This is a genomic window from Bradyrhizobium sp. B117 (genome assembly GCF_038969555.1).
Classification (GTDB): domain Bacteria; phylum Pseudomonadota; class Alphaproteobacteria; order Rhizobiales; family Xanthobacteraceae; genus Bradyrhizobium.
Window position 1 is genome coordinate 1,506,136 of sequence record NZ_CP152414.1, and the last position, 24,942, is coordinate 1,531,077.

General features: G+C 65.4%; 19 protein-coding genes and 1 pseudogene. 10 read left to right on the top strand and 10 right to left on the bottom strand.

The genetic code is table 11. From position 1 onward, the window contains the following. Nucleotides 1–37: 37 nt before the first annotated feature. Nucleotides 38–1,366, top strand: coding sequence for an aspartate aminotransferase family protein (locus tag AAFG16_RS07330; RefSeq protein WP_283084202.1), 1,329 nt, complete (start codon nucleotides 38–40; stop codon nucleotides 1,364–1,366). A gap of 70 nt (nucleotides 1,367–1,436) precedes the next feature. Beyond that, nucleotides 1,437–2,702, top strand: coding sequence for a D-amino acid dehydrogenase (locus tag AAFG16_RS07335; RefSeq protein ID WP_342738349.1), 1,266 nt, complete (start codon nucleotides 1,437–1,439; stop codon nucleotides 2,700–2,702). Between the two features lie 155 nt (nucleotides 2,703–2,857). Here the strand turns inward: AAFG16_RS07335 and AAFG16_RS07340 are convergent, their stop codons facing one another. After that, on the bottom strand, nucleotides 2,858–3,517 hold the full coding sequence (locus tag AAFG16_RS07340) for an XRE family transcriptional regulator (protein ID WP_342738351.1): 660 nt from the start codon (nucleotides 3,515–3,517) through the stop codon (nucleotides 2,858–2,860). A 180-nt stretch (nucleotides 3,518–3,697) separates the two neighbouring features. Between AAFG16_RS07340 and AAFG16_RS07345 the strand changes: the two genes are divergently transcribed. Genes AAFG16_RS07345 through AAFG16_RS07360 form a run of 4 tightly spaced genes read left to right on the top strand, consistent with a single transcriptional unit; the run spans nucleotide 3,698 to nucleotide 7,169 of the window. Continuing rightward, on the top strand, nucleotides 3,698–4,456 hold the full coding sequence (locus AAFG16_RS07345; RefSeq protein ID WP_342738353.1) for an ABC transporter substrate-binding protein: 759 nt from the start codon (nucleotides 3,698–3,700) through the stop codon (nucleotides 4,454–4,456). Between the two features lie 34 nt (nucleotides 4,457–4,490). Further along, nucleotides 4,491–5,144, top strand: coding sequence for an amino acid ABC transporter permease (locus tag AAFG16_RS07350; RefSeq protein WP_027562571.1), 654 nt, complete (start codon nucleotides 4,491–4,493; stop codon nucleotides 5,142–5,144). Then, nucleotides 5,141–5,872 carry an amino acid ABC transporter ATP-binding protein gene (locus AAFG16_RS07355; protein ID WP_342738355.1) on the top strand — a complete coding sequence of 244 codons (732 nt, stop codon included), beginning with the start codon at nucleotides 5,141–5,143 and terminating at the stop codon, nucleotides 5,870–5,872. Before AAFG16_RS07350 ends, AAFG16_RS07355 begins: the two co-directional genes overlap by 4 nt. Nucleotides 5,873–5,882: 10 nt before the next feature. Then, the gene (locus AAFG16_RS07360) at nucleotides 5,883–7,169 is read left to right on the top strand and encodes an FAD-binding oxidoreductase (protein ID WP_342740864.1); all 1,287 of its coding nucleotides are present in this window, start codon (nucleotides 5,883–5,885) and stop codon (nucleotides 7,167–7,169) included. Nucleotides 7,170–7,226: 57 nt separating this feature from the next. Here AAFG16_RS07360 and AAFG16_RS07365 read toward each other — a convergent pair whose 3' ends face one another. Together AAFG16_RS07365 and AAFG16_RS07370 are read right to left on the bottom strand one after the other, a co-directional pair. Beyond that, the gene (locus AAFG16_RS07365; RefSeq protein ID WP_342738357.1) at nucleotides 7,227–7,445 is read right to left on the bottom strand and encodes a hypothetical protein; all 219 of its coding nucleotides are present in this window, start codon (nucleotides 7,443–7,445) and stop codon (nucleotides 7,227–7,229) included. Between the two features lie 92 nt (nucleotides 7,446–7,537). Further along, nucleotides 7,538–9,119, bottom strand: a pseudogene (locus tag AAFG16_RS07370) (gamma-glutamyltransferase). A gap of 115 nt (nucleotides 9,120–9,234) precedes the next feature. Here AAFG16_RS07370 and AAFG16_RS07375 point away from each other — a divergent pair. Continuing rightward, nucleotides 9,235–10,008, top strand: coding sequence for an enoyl-CoA hydratase-related protein (locus AAFG16_RS07375; protein WP_283084209.1), 774 nt, complete (start codon nucleotides 9,235–9,237; stop codon nucleotides 10,006–10,008). Between the two features lie 175 nt (nucleotides 10,009–10,183). Here the strand turns inward: AAFG16_RS07375 and AAFG16_RS07380 are convergent, their stop codons facing one another. Together AAFG16_RS07380 and AAFG16_RS07385 are read right to left on the bottom strand one after the other, a co-directional pair. Next, the gene (locus AAFG16_RS07380) at nucleotides 10,184–10,354 is read right to left on the bottom strand and encodes a hypothetical protein (protein ID WP_283084210.1); all 171 of its coding nucleotides are present in this window, start codon (nucleotides 10,352–10,354) and stop codon (nucleotides 10,184–10,186) included. 9 nt (nucleotides 10,355–10,363) lie between these two features. Beyond that, nucleotides 10,364–10,597: a hypothetical protein gene (locus AAFG16_RS07385; protein WP_027562577.1), complete on the bottom strand. Its 234-nt coding sequence runs from the start codon at nucleotides 10,595–10,597 to the stop codon at nucleotides 10,364–10,366. A gap of 207 nt (nucleotides 10,598–10,804) precedes the next feature. Between AAFG16_RS07385 and AAFG16_RS07390 the strand changes: the two genes are divergently transcribed. The 3 genes from AAFG16_RS07390 (at nucleotide 10,805) to AAFG16_RS07400 (ending at nucleotide 14,983) form a co-directional block, all read left to right on the top strand. Next, on the top strand, nucleotides 10,805–12,871 hold the full coding sequence (locus AAFG16_RS07390; RefSeq protein ID WP_342738362.1) for a PQQ-dependent sugar dehydrogenase: 2,067 nt from the start codon (nucleotides 10,805–10,807) through the stop codon (nucleotides 12,869–12,871). Next, complete coding sequence (locus AAFG16_RS07395) at nucleotides 12,828–13,769, top strand: SMP-30/gluconolactonase/LRE family protein (RefSeq protein WP_342738364.1); 942 nt, start codon at nucleotides 12,828–12,830, stop codon at nucleotides 13,767–13,769. The genes AAFG16_RS07390 and AAFG16_RS07395 overlap by 44 nt, the downstream gene beginning before the upstream one ends. Nucleotides 13,770–13,957: 188 nt before the next feature. Continuing rightward, the gene (locus tag AAFG16_RS07400) at nucleotides 13,958–14,983 is read left to right on the top strand and encodes a histone deacetylase family protein (RefSeq protein ID WP_342738366.1); all 1,026 of its coding nucleotides are present in this window, start codon (nucleotides 13,958–13,960) and stop codon (nucleotides 14,981–14,983) included. A 25-nt stretch (nucleotides 14,984–15,008) separates the two neighbouring features. Here the strand turns inward: AAFG16_RS07400 and AAFG16_RS07405 are convergent, their stop codons facing one another. From AAFG16_RS07405 to AAFG16_RS07425, 5 genes are all read right to left on the bottom strand, one after another. Beyond that, nucleotides 15,009–15,962 (bottom strand): hypothetical protein, encoded by a 954-nt coding sequence (locus AAFG16_RS07405; RefSeq protein ID WP_342738368.1) that lies wholly within the window; start codon nucleotides 15,960–15,962, stop codon nucleotides 15,009–15,011. 234 nt (nucleotides 15,963–16,196) lie between these two features. Then, nucleotides 16,197–17,177 (bottom strand): LLM class flavin-dependent oxidoreductase, encoded by a 981-nt coding sequence (locus AAFG16_RS07410; RefSeq protein WP_342738370.1) that lies wholly within the window; start codon nucleotides 17,175–17,177, stop codon nucleotides 16,197–16,199. Beyond that, nucleotides 17,174–17,905: a 4'-phosphopantetheinyl transferase superfamily protein gene (locus AAFG16_RS07415; RefSeq protein WP_283084216.1), complete on the bottom strand. Its 732-nt coding sequence runs from the start codon at nucleotides 17,903–17,905 to the stop codon at nucleotides 17,174–17,176. Before AAFG16_RS07415 ends, AAFG16_RS07410 begins: the two co-directional genes overlap by 4 nt. A gap of 233 nt (nucleotides 17,906–18,138) precedes the next feature. Continuing rightward, entirely contained in the window at nucleotides 18,139–18,309 is a 171-nt protein-coding gene (locus AAFG16_RS07420; RefSeq protein WP_342738372.1) for a hypothetical protein, read from the bottom strand. Nucleotides 18,310–18,451: 142 nt separating this feature from the next. Further along, on the bottom strand, nucleotides 18,452–24,925 hold the full coding sequence (locus AAFG16_RS07425; RefSeq protein ID WP_342738374.1) for an amino acid adenylation domain-containing protein: 6,474 nt from the start codon (nucleotides 24,923–24,925) through the stop codon (nucleotides 18,452–18,454). Nucleotides 24,926–24,942: the final 17 nt, after the last annotated feature.

Genomic DNA, 24,942 nt, shown 5'->3' on the forward strand with positions numbered 1-24,942 from the left:
CGTGGCTCTGCTAGCGGGTCAGCAAAGGAGCGCGGCCGTGACCCTTCATCAGATTCCGAACACTATCAAGACCGACTCGTTCTGGATGCCGTTCACGGCCAACCGTCAGTTCAAGAAGGCGCCGCGCCTGTTCTCCTCGGCCGAGGGCATGCACTACACCACGGTCGACGGCCGCAAGGTGATCGACGGCTCCGCGGGCCTGTGGTGCGTCAATGCCGGGCACGGCCGTAAGCAGATTGCTGCGGCGGTCGAGCGGCAGCTGATGACGTTGGACTTCGCGCCGACCTTCCAGATGGGCCATCCGCTCGCGTTCGACTTCGCCGAGCGTCTCGCCGAGATCGCGCCGAAGGGCCTCGACCGCGTCTTCTTCACCAATTCCGGCTCCGAGTCGGTCGACACCGCGCTGAAGATCGCGCTCGCCTATCACCGCGCCAACGGCCAGTCGAGCCGCACCCGCCTGATCGGCCGCGAGCGCGGCTATCACGGCGTCGGTTTCGGCGGCACCTCGGTCGGCGGCATGGTCGCCAACCGCCGCGCCTTCGCGACCCTGCTGCCGGGTGTCGACCACATCCGCCACACGCATGACCTTACCCGCAACGCCTTCGCCAAGGACCAGCCCGAGCATGGCGCAGAGCTCGCCGATGATCTCGAGCGTCTGGTCGGCCTGCATGGCGCCGAGACCATCGCCGCCGTCATCGTCGAGCCGGTGCCGGGATCGACCGCGGTGCTGCCGCCGCCGAAGGGCTATCTGCAGCGTCTGCGCGAGATCTGCGACAAGCACGGCATCCTCCTGATCTTCGACGAGGTCATCACCGGCTTCGGCCGCCTCGGCACGCCGTTCGCCGCCAACTTCTTCGGCGTCACGCCGGACCTGATGACGACGGCCAAGGGCATCACCAACGGCACCATTCCCTGCGGCGCCGTGTTCGCGAGCCGCAAGGTGCATGACGGCATGATGGTCGGCCCCGAGAACCAGATGGAGCTGTTCCACGGCTACACCTATTCGGCGCATCCGACCGCCTGCGCCGCGGGTATCGCCACGCTCGACATCTACAAGGACGAGGGCCTGCTCACGCGCGGCGCCACGATGGCCGAATACTGGCGCGATGCGCTGCATTCGCTGAAGGGTCTGCCGAACGTCGTCGACATCCGCAATTGCGGCCTGATGGGCGCGGTCGAGCTCGCCCCGCGTGACGGTGTCGTCGGTGCGCGCGGCTATGACGTCATGGTCGACTGCTTCAACACCGGTCTCTACCTGCGCATGAGCGGCGATAGTTTCGCGATGTCGCCTCCGCTCATCGTCGAGAAGAGCCATATCGACCAGATCGTCTCGATCCTCGGCGACGCCATCAAGAGGGTGGCCTGATAATTGCTCTCGCCGCTGTGGAGTTTTATCTTGCAGCGGCGAGCGTGATGCCGCGGGAGTTTGACCAAGCGTGAAAGTTCTGATCCTCGGCAGCGGTGTCATCGGTGTCACCTCTGCCTACTACCTCGCACGTGCCGGCCACGAAGTGACGGTCGTTGACCGTCAGCCTGAACCGGCGCTGGAGACGTCGTTTGCCAATGCCGGCGAAGTGTCGCCCGGCTATTCCTCGCCATGGGCCGGCCCCGGCGTGCCGGTGAAGGCGGTCAAGTGGCTGTTGATGAAGCACGGCCCGCTGGTGATCCGGCCGAAGCTCGATCCCGTCATGTGGGTCTGGCTGCTCAAGATGCTGCGCAACTGCACCAGCGCGCGCTATGCGGTCAACAAGAGCCGGATGATCCCGATCGCGGAATACAGCCGCGATTGCCTGCGCGATCTGCGCCGCGACATCGGCATTCAATATGACGAGCGCGCCCAGGGTACGCTCCAGCTGTTCCGCTACCAGGCCCAGCTCGACGGCACCGCCGAAGACATCGCCGTGCTCAAGCAGTACGGCGTGCCTTTCGAGGTGCTGAGCCGCGAAGGGTGTATCGCGGTCGAGCCGGCGCTATCAGGCGTGAAGGAAAAGTTCGCCGGCGGGCTTCGCCTGCCGCAGGACGAGACCGGCGACTGCCACATGTTCACGCAGGCGCTGGCGAAGCACGCCCAGGCGCTCGGCGTGCGCTTCATGTTCAACACCGGTATCGACCGCATCGTCACGGACGGCGCACGCGTCACCGGCGTCGTGACCAGCGCCGGGATGTTGCAGGCCGACTCTTACGTGCTCGCGCTCGGAAGCTGGTCGTCGCGCCTCGTCGCGCCGCTCGGTATCTCGCTGCCGGTCTATCCGGTGAAGGGTTATTCGATCACCGTGCCGATCAAGGACGCCTCTGGTGCGCCGGAATCGACCGTGATGGACGAGAGCTACAAGGTCGCGATCACCCGTCTCGGCAATCGCATCCGTGTCGGCGGCACCGCCGAGATCTCCGGCTATTCGAGCAAGCTGTACGACGCGCGCCGCGCCACGCTCGATCATTCGTTGACCGACCTGTTCCCGCGCGGCGGCGATCTCTCCAGGGCGACGTTCTGGAGCGGCCTGCGCCCGATGACGCCGGACGGCCCGCCGGTGATCGGCCCGACGCAATACGCCAATCTCCACCTCAACACCGGCCACGGCACGCTCGGCTGGACCATGTCCTGCGGTTCGGGGCGCGTGCTTGCGGACATGCTCTCGGGCAAGAAGCCGGAGGTCGATGTGAGCGCGCTGACGGTGGAGCGGTACGCGCACCGGTTTGGATGATTTCTTCGCCTCTCCCCGCGTGCGGGGAGAGGCCGGAATTTGCGCAGCAAATTCCGGGTGAGGGGGACTCTCCGCGAGTCTCACTCTGACCGTTTGCGCGGAGAGAGCCCCTCACCCCGACCCTCTCCCCGTAAGAACGGGGAGAGGGAGGGCAGTTACCCCGCCCCCGTCACGCAATTCACCCAGAGCACCACGGCCTTCGCATCATTCGCCGGATTCGAAAACCGGTGCGGCCTGCGGCTCGCAAAGCGAAAGCTGTCGCCGGTCTTCAGCGACCACGTCTCGCTGTCCACCGTCAGCATCATCTCGCCCTCAAGCACGAGGCCGGCTTCCTCGCCGTCATGGGTGTAGAGCTCATCGCCGGTGGAGCCGCCAGGCTCCAGATGCACCAGGAACAGGTTGAGCCGGTTGTCGGCACTGGCCGGACTGAGCAATTGTTTCGATACGCCGGTGCGCCACAGCTTCAGTTCGGGCCTCTGAAGTCCGCGCGTGACGACCTGGTCGGACGCGCCGTCGGCGCTCGGGCTGGCGCCGAACAGTGCGGCGATGCCGACGCCGAGCACGTCGGCGAGCGTGGCCAGCACGCGCAGCGACGGCGAGGAGAGGCCGCGCTCGATCTGGCTGAGGAAGCCGATCGAAAGCTCGGTGCGCGCCGCGACCGTCTCCAGCGAGAATTGCCTGACGCGCCTGAGATCGCGGATGCGGCGGCCGACTGCGACGTCCATCGCCGGCTCGGCCGGCTTGGCGGTAGCCTTGACCGGCACCTTCTTGGCCTTCACCTTCGTCGCCGGCTTTGCGGCGGCCGGTTTGCGCATTCTTTTGCCACCGCTCACGTCAAACCGCTTCCTTCATGTGCATGAAAACCGCTTGCATCGTCCGCGAAAGTGTGACCAAATTTTCATATTGGTGAAAATAGGCCGAAACGGCTTGGCCCGCAACGTCTGATCACGACTTGTGCGAGCGCCGTCATCGGCCAAGCCCAAAAGGGGGATGCGATGAAGCGTTTTGGTCTGGCCGCGGTCGCGGCACTCGCAATTGCAGCGATGACGCCGGCTTCGGCGCAGCAGGTGCTGAAGGTCGGCTCGACGCCGACAGGCATCCCCTTCACCTTCCTCGACACCAAGACCAACACCATCCAGGGCATCATGGTCGACCTCGTCACCGAGGTGGGCAAGGATGCCGGCTTCAACGTGCAGATCGAGCCGATGCAGTTCTCGGCGCTGATCCCGTCGCTGACCTCGAGCAAGATCGACATCATCGCCGCCGCGATGTTCATCACGGCGCCGCGCAAGGAAGTCGTCGACTTCTCCGACCCGATCTACACCTATGGCGAAGGTCTGGTGGTGCCGAAGAGCGACACCAAGGCCTATGCCACCCAGGACGATCTGAAGGGCGAGACCGTCGGCGCGCAAGTCGGCACCGCTTTCGTCGATGCGCTGAAGAAGAGCGGCCTGTTCGCCGAGGTCAAGGCCTACGACACCATCCCCGACATCCTGCGCGACGTGAACACCGGCCGCCTCAAGGCCGGTTATGCCGACTATCCGATCCTCGCCTACAATCTGAAGCAGGGCGGCTTTCCCGAGGTGCGCCTCGTCGACGGCTACAAGCCCGTCACCGTCGGCTCGGTCGGCATCGGCGTCCGCAAGGGCGAGACCGCGCTGCTCGGCAAGATCAACGCGTCACTGGCGAAGCTGAAGGCCAACGGCACCATCGACAAGATCCTCGATAAATGGGGCCTGAAGGCCCAAGGTTGATCGAGGCCGATAGCGCGTCATTGAAGGCTGCCCGATGAAAGGTTTTTGGCACGACACCGTCGAGTTCTTTCCGATCCTGATGAATGGCGTCGCGCTGACGATCATCGTCACCATCGGCTCGCTGCTGCTTTCGACGGTGCTCGGCCTGATCTGGGCGATGATGCGGGTCTCGGGCATCAAGGCGCTGTCGATGCTCAGCGCCAGCTTGATCAACGTGATCCGTGGCATCCCGATCATCGTGCTGCTGTTCTACCTCTATTTCGTCATGCCCGATCTCGGCGTCAGGCTGTCGGCCTTGCAGGCCGCGATCCTCGGGCTCGGCATCGCCTATTCGGCCTATCAGGCGGAAAACTTCCGCGCCGGCATCGAGGCGATCGACAAGGGCCAGATCGAGGCGGCGCAGTCGATCGGCATGGGCTGGTGGCTGACCATGCGCCGCGTGGTGCTGCCGCAGGCCGTGCGCATCGTGTTGCCGCCCTATGGCAACGTCATGATCATGATGCTGAAGGACTCTTCGCAAGCCTCGACCATCACGGTCGCCGAGCTCGCGCTGCAGGGCAAGCTGATCGCGTCGTCCACCTTCAAGAACACCAGCGTGTTCACGCTGGTGGCGCTGATGTATCTCACCATGAGCATTCCGCTGATCCTGCTGGTCCGTCACTTCGAGAAGCGGGCCGGAAAGAAATGATCGAGCTGAACGACATCCACAAGAGCTTTGGCAAGGTCGAGGTGCTCAAGGGCATCACAGCCTCCGTGCAGAAGGGCGAGGTGGTTTGCATCATCGGGCCCTCAGGCTCCGGCAAGTCCACCATCCTGCGCTGTATCAACGGCCTCGAAAGCTACGACCGCGGCGAGATCAGCGTCGAAGGCCTGAAGGTCGACCGCGATGCGCCGTCGATCGTGAACATCCGCACCCAGGTCTCGATGGTGTTCCAGCGCTTCAACCTGTTCCCGCATCGCACCGCGCTGGAGAACGTGGTCGAGGGCCCGCTATTCGTGAAGAGGGAGCCGCGCGCCCGGGCGTACGAACACGGCCGCGCGCTGCTCGCCCGGGTCGGGCTTGCCGAGAAGGCCGACGTGCATCCGCCGCAACTTTCCGGCGGCCAGCAGCAGCGCGTTGCGATCGCGCGGGCGCTGGCGATGCAGCCCAAGGCGATCCTGTTCGACGAGCCGACCTCGGCGCTCGACCCCGAACTCGTGGGCGATGTTCTCGGCGTGATGCGCAAGCTCGCCGACGAGGGCATGACCATGGTCGTCGTCACGCATGAGATGGGCTTTGCCCGCGACGTCGCCGACCGCGTGCTGTTCATCGACGGCGGCGTCATCGTCGAGCAGGGGCCGGCCAAGGCGCTGCTCAACCAACCCCAGCACCCGCGCACGCAGGACTTCTTGCGCCGCGTGCTGCATCCGCTCTGACCGGACTCCTATAATGACGCGCCTGCCACTGCCGCCCTCGCTTTACGCCGACACCGCCGTCGCGCCGGTCGCCACGCCGCCTCTCGATACGGACAAGAGCGTCTCCGTTGCGATCGTTGGTGGCGGCTACACCGGCCTTTCCACCGCGCTGCATCTGGCGGAGCAGGGCGTCGAGGCCCTGGTGCTGGAGGCGCAGGAGCCGGGCTGGGGCGCGTCCGGCAACAATGGCGGCCACACCAATCCCGGCCTGAAGCACGACCCCGATCAGATCGAGGCGGACTTCGGCGCGGAGCTCGGCCGGCGCATGATCGCGTTCTCCTACGGCACCACGAACTTCACGCATGATCTGATCCGCCGCTACCAGATCCCGTGCGAAGCGCGGCAGAACGGCACGCTACGCGCGGCCTATAACGAAGCCAGCGCCGCGGCGATCGAGAAGACGGCGCAGCAATGCATCCGTCGCGGCATGCCGGTGTCGTATCTCAATCGCGAGCAGTTGCGCGAGATGACCGGCACCGACCGCTATATCGGCGCGATGCTCGACACGCGCGGCGGCGATCTGCATCCCCTCAGCTACGCCCGCGGCCTCGCGCGCGCCGCGATCTCGGCGGGCGCGAAGGTCCACGGCGAGACGCCGGCGCTGTCGCTGCGCCGCGACGGTAGCCGCTGGCGCATCGAGACCCCGCGCGCCGTCGTGCATGCCGACAAGGTGCTGCTCGCCACCAACGGCTTTACCGACGATCTCTGGCCCGCGCTCCGCCGCACCATCGTGCCGGTGTTTTCCTCGATCGCCGCCTCCGCCCCGCTGTCGGACGCGGTTGCCCGCTCGATCATGCCGACGCGTCCCGTTCTCTACGAGAGCGGCCACATCACCGTCTATTACCGTATCGACCAGCAGAACCGCCTCTTGATGGGCGGCCGCGGCCCGATGCGCTGGATCAAGTCACCCAACGATGTCGCCTATCTCATGCGTTATGCGGAGAGGCTGTGGCCGCAGCTCAAGGGCGTCAGCTGGACCCATGGCTGGAACAGCCGCCTCGCCATCACCGGGGATCATTACCCGCATGTGCACGAGCCGGCGGAAAGCATCCTGATCTCGCTCGGCTGCAACGGCCGCGGCGTCGCGCTCTCGACCGCGATGGGCGCGCAGCTTGCGCGCCGGCTGATCGGCGGCGCCAAGGCCGAGATGGACTTGCCGATCACGGGCATCAAGCCAATCCCGATGCATGCGTTCTGGCCGGTCGGCGTGACGACCGCCGTGATCGCGGGCCGCGTGCGCGACCGGCTCGGCATTTAGAGAAGAAGGCGCCGCCCGGTCAGGAGCGACGCCTTGCAACACTTGCAATTAGGAGCGTCAGCAGCGGCCCTGTTTCCACAGCCCGGGCGGGCAACCGTGACCGCGCCAGCCGACCTTGCGTCCATGATGCCATCCGGGCGGAGTTCCATGGCGATGCACATGGTATCCGCTATGATGGCCATGGCCGTGACCATGACCGCCCTTGGCCAGTGCCACGCTGGGCATGGTCAAGCCGGCAGCGATGATCATTGTTGCGGCGAGCGCGAGCTTCTTCATCCGAAATCCTCTCTTGTTAGGCACGCATCTGTCGGTTCGACGAACCGACATCGATCGCGATGTCGCGCGCAAATGCGGAGGAGTCGTGACGCTCAGGATTCGGCCACTGCGTCGGCCCAGGGGTGGAAGATCTCGACCGCGCCCGAATTGCTGTCGCCGTCGCGCATCACCACGCTCGGGCAGGCGAATTTTTGCGGCACGGCCTGCACCCGGCTCTCTTCATAGTCGAAGCGGCTGGCCAGGACTTTGCGCACGTCCGCCGGCAGTCTGGCATCGCCGATCACGATCGCGCCCTCGCTGGCGTCGATGCGCGGCTGGTGGATCGCCGCATCGAGATCCATGCCGAAGTCCATCGCGAAGGAGACGAGCTGCATGACCGAGGGCAGAATGCGGCGGCCGCCGGAGGCGCCGACGGCGAGGCGCTTGCCGTCTTTGGTCTCCGCGATGACGGGCGTGTAGTTGCAGAGGCAGCGCTTGCCGGGTGCGAGCGAGTTGGTGGTGCCCGGCGTCGGATCGAACCACATAATGCCGTTGTTCATGGTGATGCCGCTGTGCGGCGTCACATATTTCGAGCCGAAGGACGAGAGCAGCGTCTGCGTCACCGCCGCGATGTTGCCGTGGCGGTCGACCACGGAGAAATGCGTGGTGCAGGCGGGCGCGAGATATTCGGCGCCGAGCGAGCGCTTGCCGTCGGCATCGCCCATGTCCTTGAGCCGCTCGCGGAAGGCCGCCTGCAAGGCGAGCGCATATTCGACATAGGCGGAGGCATCCGGCGCGTCCGCCGGCTTCAGGCTCTGTTGCAACAGGCGCAGCGCATGCGCCATGGTCGGCCCGGCCGTGAGCTCCGGCGTCGCATAGACCTTGCCGTCGCGATAGGGAATTGCCAGCGGCTCGCGCAGATGCGCGCGGAACGCGGCGAGGTCCTCCAGAGCCGCCGCCGGCCTTGATGTCGGAGGCGATGCTCCTGGCAAGATCGCCCTGGTAGAAATCGCGCGGGCCGGCGTCGGCGAGATGCGACAGCGTCGCCTTGAGCGCATCCTGCGGCAGTCGCGTCTCGGACTTGATGCCCCATGGCGCGCTTGGCGGCAGGCCATCCTTCAGATACGCGGCCGCGCTGGCGGGATAGCGCCTGAGATCAGCGGCCGAGCCCGCGATCGTCAGCGTTGTCCACCAATCGGCCAGCAAGCCTTCGCCGGCGAGCCTGGCTGCCGGCGCGACCAGATCCTTCCACGGCATCTTGGCGTAGCGGCGATGCGCCTCCTCCATGCCGGCGACGACGCCGGGCACGGCGACCGAGCCGGGGCCGTGGATGTTGCGGTCGTCCTTCACCCGCGGCCAGGGGAAGAGATCGGAGGCCGCGCCTTCGCCGCTGAGTGGATAGTCGGCGGTGCGCAGGCTCTCCGGCGCGCACATGCCGTAGTCGATCACCTCGGTGCGATTTTCCCTGGCGCGGTAGAGCACCATCGCGCCGCCGCCGCCGATGCCGCTGTTCCAGGGCTCCAGCACGTTCAGTGCGAAGGTGGTCGCGACGATCGCGTCCACGCAGTCGCCGCCCGCAGTCAGCACCTGCGCCCCGACTTCAGCCGCCCGCCGCGATTGCGAGGCGACGATGCCGCCCTTGGATGTGACGGCGGGCTTGCGGACGGTTTGGTTGAGGCTGAACTGATGAGGCATGATGTCGTCTTGATCTCTGTTGTTTTTGGTTTGTGGCGCTGGCCGGAAGCTCAGCATTGGCGGGGCGCGCGGAGGATGGCACATTGCCGTCAACGAGAACAAACGGAGGCGCGACATGGCAGGTGTGAAACAGGCGCGGGATGGCGCGGTCGGGATCCTGACGCTCGACGAGCCTGCAAGCCTGAACGCGATGACGCCGGACCTGCTTGGCGCGCTCGCGGCCGCTATCGCCGAGATCACCGAAGATGACGACGTCCGCGCGCTGGTCCTCACCGGTGCGGGGCGCGGATTTTGCTCAGGACAGAATTTGAAGGCGTCCGAAGCGCTCGGCGAGGACATCGCCGCCGGCGTGATGCGCTTCTACTGGCCGGCCTTCAAGGCGCTCCGCGAATGCTGCGTGCCGGTGGTCGTCGCCGTCAATGGTGTCGCCGCCGGCGGCGGCTTCAGCCTCGCAATGGCCGGCGACATCATTGTTGCGGCGCGGTCGGCGAGCTTCATCCAGGTGTTCAGCCGCATCGCGCTGGTGCCCGATCTCGGCTCGACCTGGCTGCTGCCGCGCCTGATCGGCCGGCAGCGCGCGCTCGAGCTGATGCTGCTGAACGAACCGCTGACGGCCGAACGCGCCCAGGAGATCGGCCTGGTGCGTGAGGTCGTCGACGATGCCAGGCTGATGGACGAGGCGCTCGCGTTGGCGCGCCGTCTCGCCGACGGCCCGACGCGCGCTTTGGTCGCAACCCGCGCGCTGGTCGAGGAGAGCGAGCACGCGACCTACGAGGCGCAGTTCCGCCGCGAGATCGAGCTTCAGGCGACGATCCGCAAAAGCGCGGATGCGATCGAGGGCCGCACCGCCTTCGTCGAGAAGCGCAAGGCGAAGTTTACGGGAAGTTGAGGAGAAGACCGTTCCCCCACACTCGTCATGCCCGGGCATAGCCGTCCGAAAGACGGCGTCGCTTACGCTAGCCTATGACCCGGGCATCCACGTCTTTGCGTCCCAAGAACGTGGATGGCCGGGACAAGCCCGGCCATGACGGAGAAGATCGAGATGCTGGGGAAAGCCGCCGCGCTCAGAGCGAGCGGTTCAGCCGGCTGGCCTGGTACTTGGCGTGCCATTTCGGGCCGGGCCCGCGCATGTAGTGAAGCTCGGGGCGATAGGGGTTGCCGGCGATCCGCACCAGCTTCTGCCATTTGGCGGCGACGAAGCTGAGCGGCTGGCGAATGAGGCTGAGTGACAGCACGGCATCACCTCAATGCGGCTTGCCGAGCATGGCGGTGAAGGGGAGATCGAACAGATCCTCGCCGTCGGAGCCGCTGACATGGATCACCCAGTCGCGCCAGTCTTCGGCACCTGGCGTCAGGATCATCGAGCTCATGATCTGGGCGGCGCGGTCGCGCGCTTCGGTCAGGTTGGCGACGGCAGCGCCGCTGCGATCGATCAGCGTGCCCTCGGTGTTGGAGCAGTGAAAGTAGACCTGGACCATATGCGTCTCCTATTGGGAGCGATTGGGACGGCAAACCGATACCACCGGAGGCCTTCGCGAAACATTCGGGGCGAGCCCGGTAAGGGAATTTACGGAGATTGGTCGGCTCCAAGGTCGTTACGGGTTTAATCACAGGCGGGTGATGATCGACTGGACGGCGTATCGGCGGCATGGAACAAGCTTTACGGGAAAGTCCGGGGGGCCGCCGTGAATCAGCTCACATTGTCGCGCAAATGCCGACGCCTGTTGGCGGCGGTCCTCGCCGGCGTGCTTGGCGCCGCGTCAGGAGCCTCCTCCGAACAGGTGAAGAAAAGCGGCTATGCGATCGGCACGGACCTCTGCGGCAGCGGCGATCTCGCCTTTCCCAGGGTCCAGATCGACATGAAGGCAGGGTTCTGCGCCGGCCTCGTCGCCAGCGAGGAGGACCATCTCAAATTTCCGCGCTCGATCGTCCAGGTGCCGGGCCGCGACCTGTTCGTGGTCGCCGAAATGGGCGGCTGGGGCCACACCGACGGCCGGCTGCTGCTGCTCGATCCGCGCGCGCCGCAGGGCCAACGCTTCAAGGAGCTGCTGACCGGGATCGAATATCCATTCGGCCTCGTGATCGGCCCCGACAAGAAGCTCTATGCCTCGTCCGCGGAGGCGATCTTCCGGTTCGATCCGCTGGCGGAGAATCCGCGCAGCACGGTCGAGACCATCATCCGTCACATGCCAGGCCGGCGGATCAAGCTGCCCGACGGCATCAGTCTCGACGAGAGCGCGCATCCGCTCAAGCAATTCGTCTTTGATAAAAATGGTCGGCTGTTCGTCAATATCGGCTCGCACAGCGACGACTGCATCACGCCGGCGCCGATCACAAAGCCCTGCGCAGCGGCCGAGGGCGAGTCGGCAATGGCGTCGATCTGGTTGTTCACGCCGCCCGCAGGCGGCGTCTTTCCGGCCTTGAAGCCGAACGACCCCGATCCGCCGCATATGGTTTACGCGCGGGGACTGCGCAACTCGATGGCGCTGGCGCTGCATCCGAACTTCCCCGACGCCGGCTACGCCTTCCTGCAAGGCGAGAACGGCCGCGACCTGCCCGATATCTTCAAGCCGAACGAAGAGATCAATGCGATCGAGCAGGGCAGGCATTATGGCTGGCCCTATTGCTATGACCTCTCGGCGCCGAGCCCCGAATTCCGGCTGGTGCTGCAATCGGGAATTTACAAGTCGCTGTGCACCGCCAATGCGCTTTACAAGCCGCCATTCTCGCTGCTGCCGCCGCACGGCGCGCCGCTCGCGATGCTCTATTATCACGGCGCCAAATTTCCGGAGCTGGAGGGCAAGCTGCTGGTCGGCCTGCACGGCTATCGCCCGACCGGCAGCCGCGTTCTCGTCTACGACGTCGACGATCACGGTCTCCCAAAACCCGCTCCGGCGCCGGTGCGCTACCATGTCAGCTGCGCCGCCGATCCGACCCACAGCTTCCAGACCGAGGGGGGCGAGGTCGCCGCCGCGCCGTTCGAGGAACTGATCGCCGGCTGGCACCGCGTCAACGGCGCGCGGCCGCAGGGCGCGCCGGTCGGCATGACGGTCGCCGAGGATGGCGCGATTTGGCTGGTCGAGGACAAGAACCAGACCGTGATCCGCATCGATCGCGCCGCGGGCGACCCGCCCGCGCCGCTCCCCTGCGACACGCGCAGCCAGGCGGTGATCGACCAGCTCGCGGCCTTCGTTGCGAGAGACGCGCAGAACAGCATCCGTCTCACCACGCTTCGCAAGGGGCTCGTTGAAAAGCACTGCGTCGGCTGCCACTCCGATTTCGGCCTGACGGCGGGACAGTCGGACGCCGAGAAGGACAAGACGGTGCTGCGTTTCATGCTGTCGCAGGACGGCTGGATCTACCCCGGCGACCCCGAGTCCGGCCGGTTGCGCACGCGGCTGCGCGGCATCGGCGCGGAGAAGCTGATGCCGCCGGGCGGCGAGAGCCTGCCGAAGACCGAGCCCGGCTACACGCGCCTGCTCGACACCGCGGACTTGCTGGTCGCGAAAATGGTTCCGGGCACGCGGATGCGGATCAAGGCCGGCCCGCCGCAACGCAAGTTCTTTGGCAAAACCAACAAGGAATGCGGCGAAATACCGGCCGGCAAGGTCGTCGTCGTGACACAAAGGAGCGCTGTAGACAAATCCGGCTTCAGCCGTTTTTTCCGGCCGGCCGATCCCTATCTGAATGGCGAGTGCAGCGACGACGATGGCTATTACATCCGGCAGGAATATCTGGTGCCTGTGCAGTAGCATTGTCCTCGTCATTGCGACGGCGTCCGCTCAAGCAGACACGAAGCTGTTCGAAAGCGTGCAGGTGACGCCGGGCGGCGAATACACCTTCGGTATCGAAGGGCCCGCCGCGAATCTCGACGGCAATCTCTTCGTGGTCAATTTCGGCAAGCCCGGCACCATCGGAAGGCTGCCCGTGGGCGGCGCGGCGTCGGAGCTGTTCGCGACGCTGCCCGAGGGCAGCGTCGGCAACGCCATCCGCTTCGATCGCAGCGGCACCATGTTCATCGCCGACTACAAGAAGCACAACATCTTCGCGATCCCGAAGGGCGCGACCGAGCCCGTCGTGTGGTTTCATTCCGACGAGATGAAGCAGCCCAACGACATCACGCTCGCGCGCGACGGCACGATCTATGCGAGCGATCCGAACTGGAAGGGCAGGGAAGGCCACATCTGGCGCATCGCCAAGGCCGCCGATGGCTCGGTGCAGGGGCAGGTAATGTCGGCGCCGCGCGCGATGGGCACCACCAACGGCATCGATCTCGGCCCCGACGGCAAGACGCTCTATGTCGGGGAATCCAGCAGCGGCCAGATCTGGTCCTATGCGATCAACGGCAACGAGCTCACCGGTGCGAAGATGGTCAAGGCATTTCAGCCCGACACCATCGACGGCCTGCGCACGGACGTCGCCGGCCGCCTTTTCGTTGCGCGCATCCTCAAGGGCACCATCGCGGTGATGAAGCCCAATGGCGCGGTCGAGCGCGAGATCGCGCTGAAGGGCAAGGAGCCGACCAACCTCGCCTTCGGCGGCAGCGACGGCAAGACCGTCTTCGTCACCCAGCGCCAGGGCGGCTTCATCGAGGCCTTCCGCACCGACCAGCAGGGCCGCGAGCACTGTCTCCAGCGCGGGCGCTGCTGAGCATGATCCGGAAAAGCGTGAAGCGGTTTTCCGAAAAGATCGTGCTCGAATAAAGAGCGTCGAACGCGTTCTGCTTTCGGCGCAGAGCGGCGCGGCAAGGGCGGCATTCTTCTTGCTTGCATCCGGCCGCCGCAGCGATCAAGACATCTGTGGCACTATTCCAAGAGCGCATGCCACGGAGTGTTTGAGTGAAAGCCGTCCATACCGAGCTGCACCGCAGCCATGATCCGCAATTCTTCCTGGTTCGCGGCGTCGTCAAGCGCACGACCGAGCAGCCCGAGCGCGCCGACCGCCTGCTCAAGGGTCTGAAGGACGGCAAGCATCAACTGGTCGAGCCCAAGACATTCGGGCAGGGGCCGCGTGCGCGCATTCACAGCCCGGAATATCTGTCGTTTCTGAGCGAAGCCTGGGACGCCTGGACGGCGCTCGGAGATTCCGGCCCGGAGATGATCGGCAACATCCATCCCGTGCGTCATGCCGCGACTTATCCGACCCATATCGTCGGCAAGCTCGGCTGGCACACCGCCGACACCGCGGCGCCGATCGGTCCCGGCACCTGGGCCGCGGCCTGCGCCGCGACCGACGTTGCAGTCACCGCCGCGCAGATGGTGATGGACGGCGAGGATGCGGTCTACGCGCTCTGCCGTCCGCCCGGCCATCACGCCTATCGCGACATGGCTGGCGGCTTCTGTTTCCTCAACAACAGCGCGATCGCCGCCGCGCATCTGCGGCTCAAGCACGAGCGTGTCGTGATCCTCGACGTCGATGTCCATCACGGCAACGGCACGCAAGGCATTTTTTACGCACGGCCGGACGTCTACACGATCTCGATCCATGCCGATCCCGTCGCGTACTATCCCTTCGTGTGGGGCTATGCGCATGAGCGCGGCGAGGGCGCCGGCCTCGGCAGCAATCTCAACATCCCCCTCGCCATCGGCACAGGCGATGACGGCTACATCCAGGCGATGGACATCGCGCGCAAGGCGATCGAGTCCTTCGCGCCCGGCGCCCTCGTCATCGCGCTCGGCCTCGATGCCTCCGAGCACGATCCGCTGCGCGGCCTCGCCGTCACCACGCCCGGCTTCCGCCGGATCGGCCAGGCCATCGCCAAGCTCGGCTTGCCGACCGTGTTCGTGCAGGAGGGCGGCTATCTCTCGGATATTCTGGGAGCCAACCTGACCTCGGTGCTGGCGGGATTCGAAGAGGCGAGGTGATCCAGATCAGCCAACAAGACAGGTGTTACGAACCTGTCTTGTTGCCGGCCAGCGCTTCACCGGCTTTTACTGCGGCCTTCAAATTATCAAGGATCGTCGCTGCGTTGTTTCCGGCAGTAGCCAGATCGCTGAGAGTTAGATTCTTCAGAGGATCGGCGAGCTTTCTGTTCTCGGCGAGGACAGCCTTTGCCAGGTCGGCGATCGGTGGTGTCCCCCGGAGCTGGTTGCGTTTGGCGGCATACGCGGCATAGGCTTCGTCCAGTCTCGTGCCTGAATCGATGGCGAAGAGCGGGGGATAGCCGCGGACCTTCGAGAGTGGATTGTCGCGGATGAAGCGTAATTTCTCCTGCGCACAGGAGTCCCATTTCACGAAGGCAGCATGCTCGTTGCCGACGAACACGGGATAGAACTTCTTCACGTTTGCGACCGCCGCCTCCAGCGGCGCCTCCATGCGTTGAGCGGCCTGCTGCATCTTGACGGCATTGAAGTTCAGCACCGCACTGCTAATGACCGCTTGAAACGCTGATGCGGCGGCCGCCGTTCCCGTCGGGAATCCCGGCACGTTGTTGGCGACGTCCTTCGCGATGCTCGTCAAGCTTGCGATGTCCTCCTGCGCTTGCTTGTTGGCATCCGCGATCGAGTTCAGCGTCTTCAAATAGGCGGCCAGGAAGATGAGGCTCTTCTGCCACGCCTCGGACACCTTCTCTTCCTTGACGAATTGCGCCGGATCCTTGGCGCTTAGAAGCCGTCGTTGCTGCATGTCGTTCGGATCGCCGCAGCTATACGACCCGGCTGACATGAAATCGAGGGTGTCATTCTCGAGTTGAAGTTGGGTGATGAGCGTCGCCTCGCGCTCAGCGGTCGTCTGAAATGCCGCCTGAAGCTGTGAGACCGAGCCCGGAACGAGTTTGGAAAGATCAGTACCGACGCAACCAGAAGCGAGCGTGCCAACGCACGCCGCAGCAATGACGGCTTTCATGAAATGCCCCTTTTCAAATCCCCGTGCGAGTGTTGCAATTGCAGGATGCATATGACTAGGAGACGAGGTCGCAACGTCTCCCTTATCCCCACAATTAACAGTTGTGGGAGCGGTAGCTGGTTGAACGCAGAGGGGCGTCGTCGCGTTTCAGTTGACGGGGCGCGCTGGCAGGTTCGCAAAGCGCGATGAGGCGAGCTTTCGGCCTTTGCGCCGAAACGGGAGAGGACGACGAACCTAGAACATCCCGCTCACCGCGAGCGCCTTGCAGACGTGCTGCATCTCGGTCTCATCCGCGACCATGTCGAGCATGATCGTGGTCAAGCCCTTCGCCGCGAACGCCTTCAGCTTCGCGCCGATCTCCGCGTAGCTGCCGACGAGATAGGGGCAATCGGCCTGGAAGGTCAAAAACGGCAGCAGCCAGTAGCCATTGTCCTGAAGTTCGCCGTTCTGCCCTTCATACAGCCGCCGCTTCCACACGGAGTCGCTATTCTCCACCGTGAGCGCCAGCAGCTCGCGATCATCGACGCTATCGCGAAAGCGCGCCTTCGCCGCTCGCCGCGCCTCGTCGCGGCTCTCGCGGGCGAAAATTCCAAAGTTCATGCCCGGTGCATCGAGGCTGTGATCGAGATCGGGCGGCAGCATCTGCATCTTGATGCAGCCGGTCTCCTTCGCCACGCGCTGCGCCGCCTCGGACTGGCCTGCGATCAGAAATTCCGGCATCAGCTCCGCCGGCAGGCGCGGACGCAGTTGCAAATTGCTGGCGCGGTAGAATCGGCCGTCGATCGTCACCGGGCGCGGGCTCGAGAGCAGCTGGCGCATCAGCGCGACGAATTCGCCGAGCCTGACATAGCGATCGCCATGCGACTGCTCATCGCCGAGGCCCTGCAAGTCACTGACGGCGGTCCCCGTGATCATGTTGAGGTAGACCTTGCGGCCGTAGAGCTGCGCGAAGGACGAGACGAACTTCGCCGCCGTGAACGGGTGCATGTAGACCGGGTTGACCGCGATCAGCGGCGAAGACCGCGCCGTTTCCGCCATGATGTGCTGGGCCATCGCCCAGGGCTCGACGAACACGTCATTGCCTTCGAATAGCAAAATGCCTTCGAAGCCGTTGCGGTCGGCGAACTGCGCCACGCCCATCAGCTCGCCGACATATTTTCTGGGGTCGCGGTTGCGCGAGATCGCTGGAAAGACGCGCAGCCGCGCCGGCGTCATTCCGCCGCTTCCTGGAACGGCCAGGCGTTGCGGCTGATGGGAAGACCGCCGTCCGCACGGGAGCCGTCGGCGATCGCAAGGCGATGCGACGGGGAGGGCGAGCACAGCGAGAAGCGCCACCCCTGGGGATCGTCGGCGATATCCGGCTTGAAGCTGATCTCGATCGCCTCGCGCGAGACCTGCATCGCGAAGGCGTCGAGCGGCAGGTTGAGCCCAAAACCCCTCGCCTTCAGATAGGCCTCCTTGAGCGTCCAGTAGTCGAAGAAGCGCTCGATCGCGGCGGGCTCCGGCAGTCCGCGCAAGGCTTCGACCTCTTCCGGCGCGAAGAAGCGAAGCGCGGTCGACAGCGGCGCCACCCGCCGCGACACGGTCTCGACGTCGACGCCGACGGCCTCATGCCTGGACACAACGCAGGCGACGCAGCCATCGGCATGCGACAAGCTGAAGTGCAGCGCGGCCGAGGTCTTGGGCGCTGCGACATACGGTCGTCCGTATCGCCCGGCACCAAACGACCAGTCGGAGGGCGCGACGTTGGGCGCGACCTGGGACAGCGCCAAGCGCAGCATCGCGTGCGCGAAAATATATTGCCGCCGGTGCCGCTCGAACACGAAGCGGTCGGCGCGAACCCGTTCGTCGACCGAGAGCAGGCGGCGGCACGCATCGGCGGCGCCCGGCGCGTCAATGGTCTCGATCAATCCGACAAACAGTTCAATTCTGTCGTCTGCCATCAATTGGGCCTTTGGCATCGGGCTGAGGCTGGATTGCCGGTCCCGACAGAAGAAACAACTGAGCAAGAATCAACTGAGCGGACCGTTTGTAACGGTCCACCCGGGCAAATTCTTGTCGATTTGCAGGCCGGTTTACAGGCGCAAGCTTGCGCGAGACCCCAACTCGACGCGCGAGCGGCCGATTTCCGTAAAATGAAGCCTGAGGATTCGTGCGGCGTCCCGGCCGACGAACCTTACTTCTTCTTCTTCTTGGCTTTCTTCGCGCCGCCCAGCACCGAAAGGCTGGCGTCGACGTCCTTCAGCGCGGCCTGGAGCTTCTTCTTCTCGTTGCTCAGCAGTTTTTGCAGGGCCTTGCGGTCCTTGTCGCTCAACGAGGTACCCTTGGTAAATTTGATGAAACCCATAATATACTCCCCCGGTTGAAAATGATCGTCCAAATCAAAAGGCGGGAATAATCTTGCGCGGTGGCGCCAAATAATCAAGATGCAACTTGCCCATTCACAGCTTTGGCGAGTGAACCCGTATTCGCCCGTGCTGTATAGCCGGTCATGCCGCTCGGCGCGCGAGCAATCGGCCGAGCGGTGTGTTGGGTTGGGCGCTAGCGGCCGCCAGCAGCGCGACGAGATCCTCCATCCACTCGCCGATCATACCACCGTCGAGCAATTCGCTCTTGTAATTGCATGACCCCGTGATTCCGGTCGGGCGCTCCTTGAGCATCAGCGACAGCCAGGTCTGGTCGATCGGCAGCACAGGCTGGCCTTCGCGCGCGACGTTGCCGATCGACGTTGTCGTGAGATCGGGCAGGTCGAGCGGCTGGCGCAGCGGATTTTGCAGCGTGAAATACACCTGGAGCAGGGCGGCCGGATCGATCCCCTCCTGCTCCAGATGGTCGGCCACGATGTTGAACGGCAGCTCCTGCCGCGCATGCGCGTCGAGCACGCTCTGGCGCACCCGGGCCAGGGCTTCGACGAACGACAGCTCCGGCGAGATTCTCGTGCGGACGATCACCGTGTTCTCGAACGGGCCGACGATTCGGTCGGTGTCCGGCTGGGCACGATTGGCCATGGCCGTGGCGACCGCGATGTCGCTACGGCCGGTTCGCGCCACCAGCAGGGCCTTCAGGCCGGTGAGGAGGCACATGAACAAGGTGCCATTGTGCTGGCCGGCAAAGGCTGTGAGCCGTGCGATCAGGTCGGGCTCGAGATTGACCGGATGATGGCCGGTGGATGGGCCCGGGCTTGATTCGCCGTCAAAGAGCGCGGCCGCCCCGCGCAAATTCTCGATCCAGTCGGCGGCCTGGCGGCGGGCGGCGTCGGTGCCGCACCACCAGCGCTGCCAGCGTGCGACGTCCGCGAAGGCCGGTGGCGGTTTCGGCAGCGGCACCGACGGATATCCGGCCAGCGCCGCATAGCGGCTCGACAATTCCTCGAACAGCACGCCGATCGACCAGCCGTCGACGATGGCGTGATGCAGCGTCAGCAGCAGCACGTGATCGTCGGCATGGAGCCGCAACAACCGTGTCCGCAGCAGCGGCGCCTGCGTGGTGTCGACCGGGGTGTACGTCTCCTGTTCGATCAGGAGGCTGATCTTCCTGAGTTCCAGGCCCTTGCGGCGCTTGTTGTTGTGGGGGTGACCGTCGCCGATCGTCTCGACCGTCAGCACGCGGCGGAGCTTGCCCGGCGGCATGATGCGGCTGGTCGGCTCCTCGCCATCCCAGCCGAACGTGGTCCGCAGCGATTCGTGCCGGGCTGCGACATCATCGAGCGCCTGCGCCAGCGCGGCCGGATCGAGCGGGCCCTGGAGACGGAAGGCAAAGGGCAGGTTGAACAGCGGCAGTCCCGAAAGGTTCTGCTCGATCCGAAGCATCTGGTCCTGCGCGATCGAGAGCACGGGAAGTCCGCTTTCGGCCAGCCTTGATTCAATCAGTCTTGATTCAAACGGCCTCGGCAAGCTAGCGGCAGGCTTGCGCGGCTTTGCCGCCACGGCCTCGTCGACCCGCCGGGCGAGCTGTTCGATTGTCGGTGCCTCGAAGATCGTCTTGATCGGCAGCGACACGCCGAGCGCGCGGGCGATACGCGCCATCGCCTGGCCGGCCAGCAGCGAATGGCCGCCGAGGTCGAAGAAATTGTCGGTGACACCGATGCTCTCGACCTTCAGCAAATCGATCCAGATGTCAGACAGCACCTTTTCGGTGAAGCGCCGCGCAGGCACGGCCGCATCCGGCCCGGACGTCTCTACCTGGGCAGGTGCCAGCAGCGCCGACCGGTCGATCTTGCCATGGGCATTGAGCGGTACCTGCTCCAGGAACAGAAATGCGGACGGGACGGCGTGGGCCGGCAGCCGCCTCTTCAGGAATTCACGCAGCTCGCTGGCGCTGCTCCGGCTCCCCGGCTTTGCGACGATATGGGCGATCAGCCTGACATCGCCGCCCGCCTCGCGGCGCGGCTCGACGATGCCGGCGCGCACAGCCGGATGCTCGGCAAGCGCGTTCTCGATCTCCTTGAGCTCGATACGGTAGCCGCGGATCTTGACCTGATGGTCGGCGCGACCGAGGCATTCGATCGTGCCGTCACGGCGGCGGCGGGCGAGGTCGCCGGTCCGGTAGAGACGGCTGCCGGCCCGGCGCGCAAACGGATCGGGCAGGAAGCGCTGCCGGCTCTGCGCGGGATCGTTGACGTAGAAGCGGCCGACCCCGGCACCGCCGATGCAGAGCTCGCCGACCACGCCGACCGGCTGCGGCTGGAGGTTTGCATCGAGCACGTAGAGCTGGGTGTTCGGCAGCGGCGCGCCGACCGGCACGTTGGTTGTCGTCATCGCTGGCGCCCTGGTGAGGCGATGCAGGGAGACGTCGTCGGAACATTCCGACGCGCCATAGGCGTTGATCAGCGGCACTTTCGGGCAGCGGGCAAACCAGGCGTGGCAGAGATCGACCGGCAGCGGCTCGCCGGTCGAGATCATCAGCCGCAGTTTTGCGAAGGCGCGCCGGATCTGGGGTTCGTCCATGCGATCGAGGATCACGCGGAGCAGTGAGGGCACGATCTCGAGCACCGTGATGCCCTCGCGCGCGATCTCCTGCGCGAGCAGGATCGGGTCCTGCACGGTCGCGTTGGCACAGACATGGACCCGCGCGCCGACCATCGGCCCGGCGAGGAATTGCCAGACCGAAATGACAAAACTCTGCGGCGCGGTCTGGGCGATCACGTCCCTGGCCGTGAGGCCGAGCTCGGCGATCAGCGAGGCCAGATGGTTCGTCAGTCCGCGCTGCTCGATCATGACGCCCTTCGGCGCGCCGGAGGAGCCGGACGTGTAGATGAGATAGGCAAGGCTCGCGGCGTCGCGCGGTGCGGCGCGGATCGGCTTGGCCGCCCCAGGCGCGATCGCGTCTTCGAGCTCGGCCACATGGATGCGCGCGACCAGCGGATCGAGCAGCGCCTCGACCATGGGCGATTGCGCGCGGGCGGCGAGCAGCACCCCGGCGCAGCTCGATCCCAAAATGGTCGCGAGCCGCGCCGGCGGCTGCTCGGGATCGAGGTTCAGGAAGGCTGCGCCCGCGCGCTGCACGCCGATCATCGCGGTGACGAGGTCGGGTCCGCGCTCTGCAAGCAGTGCAACCACGCTCTCGGCGCCAACGCCTTCGCGCGCCAGCCAGCCCGCCACAGTCTCGCTGCGGCGCGCCAGCTCGCGATAGGTCAGGGACGTTCGACCATCGGACATAGCGATCGCGTTCGGCGTCTTCTTCGCCTGGGCGTCGAAGCGTTCGCTGAGGTTGCCGCGCTTGCCAAAATTGACGCGGGCTCCGCGGCCTTGCGCCAGCAGCTGCCGGCGTTCGGCCTCGGCCAGCAGCGGCAGGCGCGAGATCTGCTGTTCAGGGTTGGCGATGGCAGCCTTGAGCAGGGTCTTGAATTGTGCGGCCATGTCCTCGATCGTCGCCGCGTCGAACAGGTCGGTGGCGTATTCGAAGAAGCCGGTGAAGCGGCCGTCGGCCTCGACCAGCTCCAGCGTGATGTCGAAGCGCGCGACCTTTGGATCGATCTCGATCCGCCGCGTCGACAGGCCAGGGAAGCGCGCCGCCTCGATCGAGGCGTTCTGGAGGATGAACATGATCCGGAACAGCGGATTGCCGTCCGTCCGTCGCGCCACCTGCAAGGCGCGCAACACCTCCTCGATCGCGAGGTCCTGGTTGCGGTAGGCATCGAGCGTGACCTGCCGCACCCGCCGCAACATCTCGCCAAAACTGGGATCACCGCCGAAATCGTTGCGCAGGATCAGCGTGTTGGCGAACAGCCCGATCAGGCGCTCGCTCTCGATCTGGTTGCGGTTGGCGATCAGCGATCCGGTCGCGACGTCCTCATGCCCGGTGTGGCGGAACAGCAAGCACTGGAACGCCGCGAGCAGCGTCATGAACGGCGTGACGCCCTGATCCTGGCTCAGCGCGCGGATGTCGCCCGACAGTGTCGTGGACAACTCGAAATAATGACGGCCGCCGTGACCGCTCCAGACCTCCGGTCTCGCCCGGTCGGTCCGCAGCGGCAGCGTGGTGACGCCGTCGAGCTGAGTCTTCCAGTAATCGAGTTGCTCTTTTGCCGCCGGCGTCTGCGCCCAGCTCTGCTGCCACAGCGCAAAGTCGCGATACTGGAAGGTGGGCGAGGGAAGCGCCGCCACCGCCTTCTTGCGTGCCGCGGCGTAATGGGCGGCAAGCTCCTCCCAGAACAGCCGCTGTGACCAGCCATCGGTGACGAGGTGATGAACGTTGACCACCAGCGCGTGGCTGGATCTGTTGAACGAGAGCAGCGTGACCCTCAGCGGTGGCTCGCGCGACAGATCAAATGGATATTGCGCGAGCTTGAGCGCCTCGCGCTCGACGACCGCGGCCAGCGTGCCGGCTGGGCAGGGCTTGAGCTTGATCCGATCGAACCGCGGCGGCGATCGCAGCACGCGCTGTGCCGGCTCGCCGTGCTGTTCGACGAAGACCGAGCGCAGCGCCTCATGCCGCGCGCAGATCGCGGTGAGGCCCGCAGAAAGCGCGGGGACATCGACTTGGCCTTTGAGGATCGCGACTTCGACGACATTATAGTTGTAATGCGTCGGGTCGAGCCGGGAGAGCACGTACATCCGCTGCTGCTGGAACGACAGCGGCGCGTCGGTCTCTCTGGCCTGGCGCCAGGCCGGCAGCCCGGCTTTACGATAGCTTGCGGCGGTCTCGATCCGCGCCGCAAGCGCAGTGACCGTGGCGCAATCGAAGATGTCCTCGAACGAGAAGTCGACGCCGAAGCGTTCGCGCAGGCGCGAGCGCATCTGCGTCACGGCGAGCGAATCCGCGCCCAGCGCGAAGACGTCCTGATCGATGCCGACCTGCGGAAGCTCGAGGAGACCGGCCCAGATATCTGCGAGCTGGGTCTCCAGCGTGTTGCGCGGCAGTTGCTCCTCGTCGGCGTCCTCCGCCGTCGCGATCAGCTCGGCCAGCGCATTGCGCTTGACCTTGCCGCTGGCACCTTTCGGCAGTGCCGGCACGCTGCGGATCAGGCTCGGCACCTTGTAGGCGGCGAGACGCTTCCGCGCGAATTGGCGCAGCTGGTCCGAAGTCGCCTCGGAATTCGGCCGCAGCACCACGACGGCGGCGACATTCTCGCCGAGCTTTGGGTGCGGGACGGCGAACACGCCGGCCTCCAGCACCGCCGGATGGCTCAAGAGGATCTCTTCCACTTCGAGCGGCGAGATCTTCTGGCCGCCGCGGTTGATGACGTCCTTGATGCGGCCGACGATGAAGAGATAGCCGTCGGCATCGAGATAGCCGAGATCGCCGGTCCTGAACCAGCCGTCGCGGAACGCGGTCCGCGTCGCCGCCTCGTCATTATAATAGCCGCGGCTCATGTTGGGGCCGCGCAGCATGATCTCGCCGCGCTCGCCGCTCGCAAGCAGCCGGCCGGTCTCGTCCATGATCGCGATCTCGGGGCCGGCGGCGCGCCCGACCGATCCGACCTTGCGTAGCTCGAACGGATTGGCCGCGATCTGCGAGGCCGCTTCGGTCATGCCGTAGGTCTCGAGCACGGGAACGCCGAACGTCGCCTCCAATCCGTTTAGGATCGCGGGCGCGAGCGAGGATGACGCCGAACGGATCACGCGCAGCGACGACGAACGGGCGCGGTCCGGGTCGGCTTCCGCCGCCGTCAGCAGTGCGCGATGGATGGTCGGCACCGCCGTGTACCAGGTTGGTTGCAGCTCCCGCATCCAGCCGAAGAAGGACGCGGCATCGAAACCCTCGGTGCAGATCACGCTGGAGCCTGCGGCCAGCGCCGTCAGCAGGCCGGAGATCAGGCCATGGGCGTGAAATAGCGGCAGAACGTTGAGCAGGCGATCGTTCGGCGCGAGCGACAGCACGCGGCCGGCATTGTAGGCGGAGAGGCACACATTGCGCTGTGTCAGCGGCACCATTTTCGGTCGCGCCGCCGTGCCCGACGTCAAGAGGATGAACGCATCGTCGTCGCCGCGCGAAGCGCCGCTGCCGCTGGCTGGAGCGACCGTCGGGCCGATGAATGTGCAGCCGCCGAGATTGTCTTTCGGCCCCGGAACGAAATCGATCATCGCGATGTCGAGCGTCCTGGCGACGTCACGACTTGGTGAGTTCAAGTCGGCCCGGGTGACGAGCGCGGTGAGCTCCAGTTCGCTGAAATAGCGTTGCAGCTCGTCCGCGGTCAGATCGGGATTGACGGGAACGCAGGCGCAGCTTGATGCGACCGCGATCAGCGCCAGCGCGCTGTCTGCACCGCGTGGCAATGTAACGGCGATCCGGTCCGCAGGGCCGATGCCAAGTCCGCGCAGCGTGCGGATCAGATGCCGGATCAGCTCGTCCAGCCCGCCATAGGTGAGGGCCAGCCGGCCAGGGGCGAGGAGGGCCGGTGCTGACGGCGCTTTCCGCGCATAATGCTCGAGAAGACCGCCGATATGGGCAAAGGTGCTGGTTTCGGCACTTTCGCCGTCCGATCCCTCTCCCGCTCCGGATGCAATGTCGGACAACGCCATTCCCTTTTGATCTGATT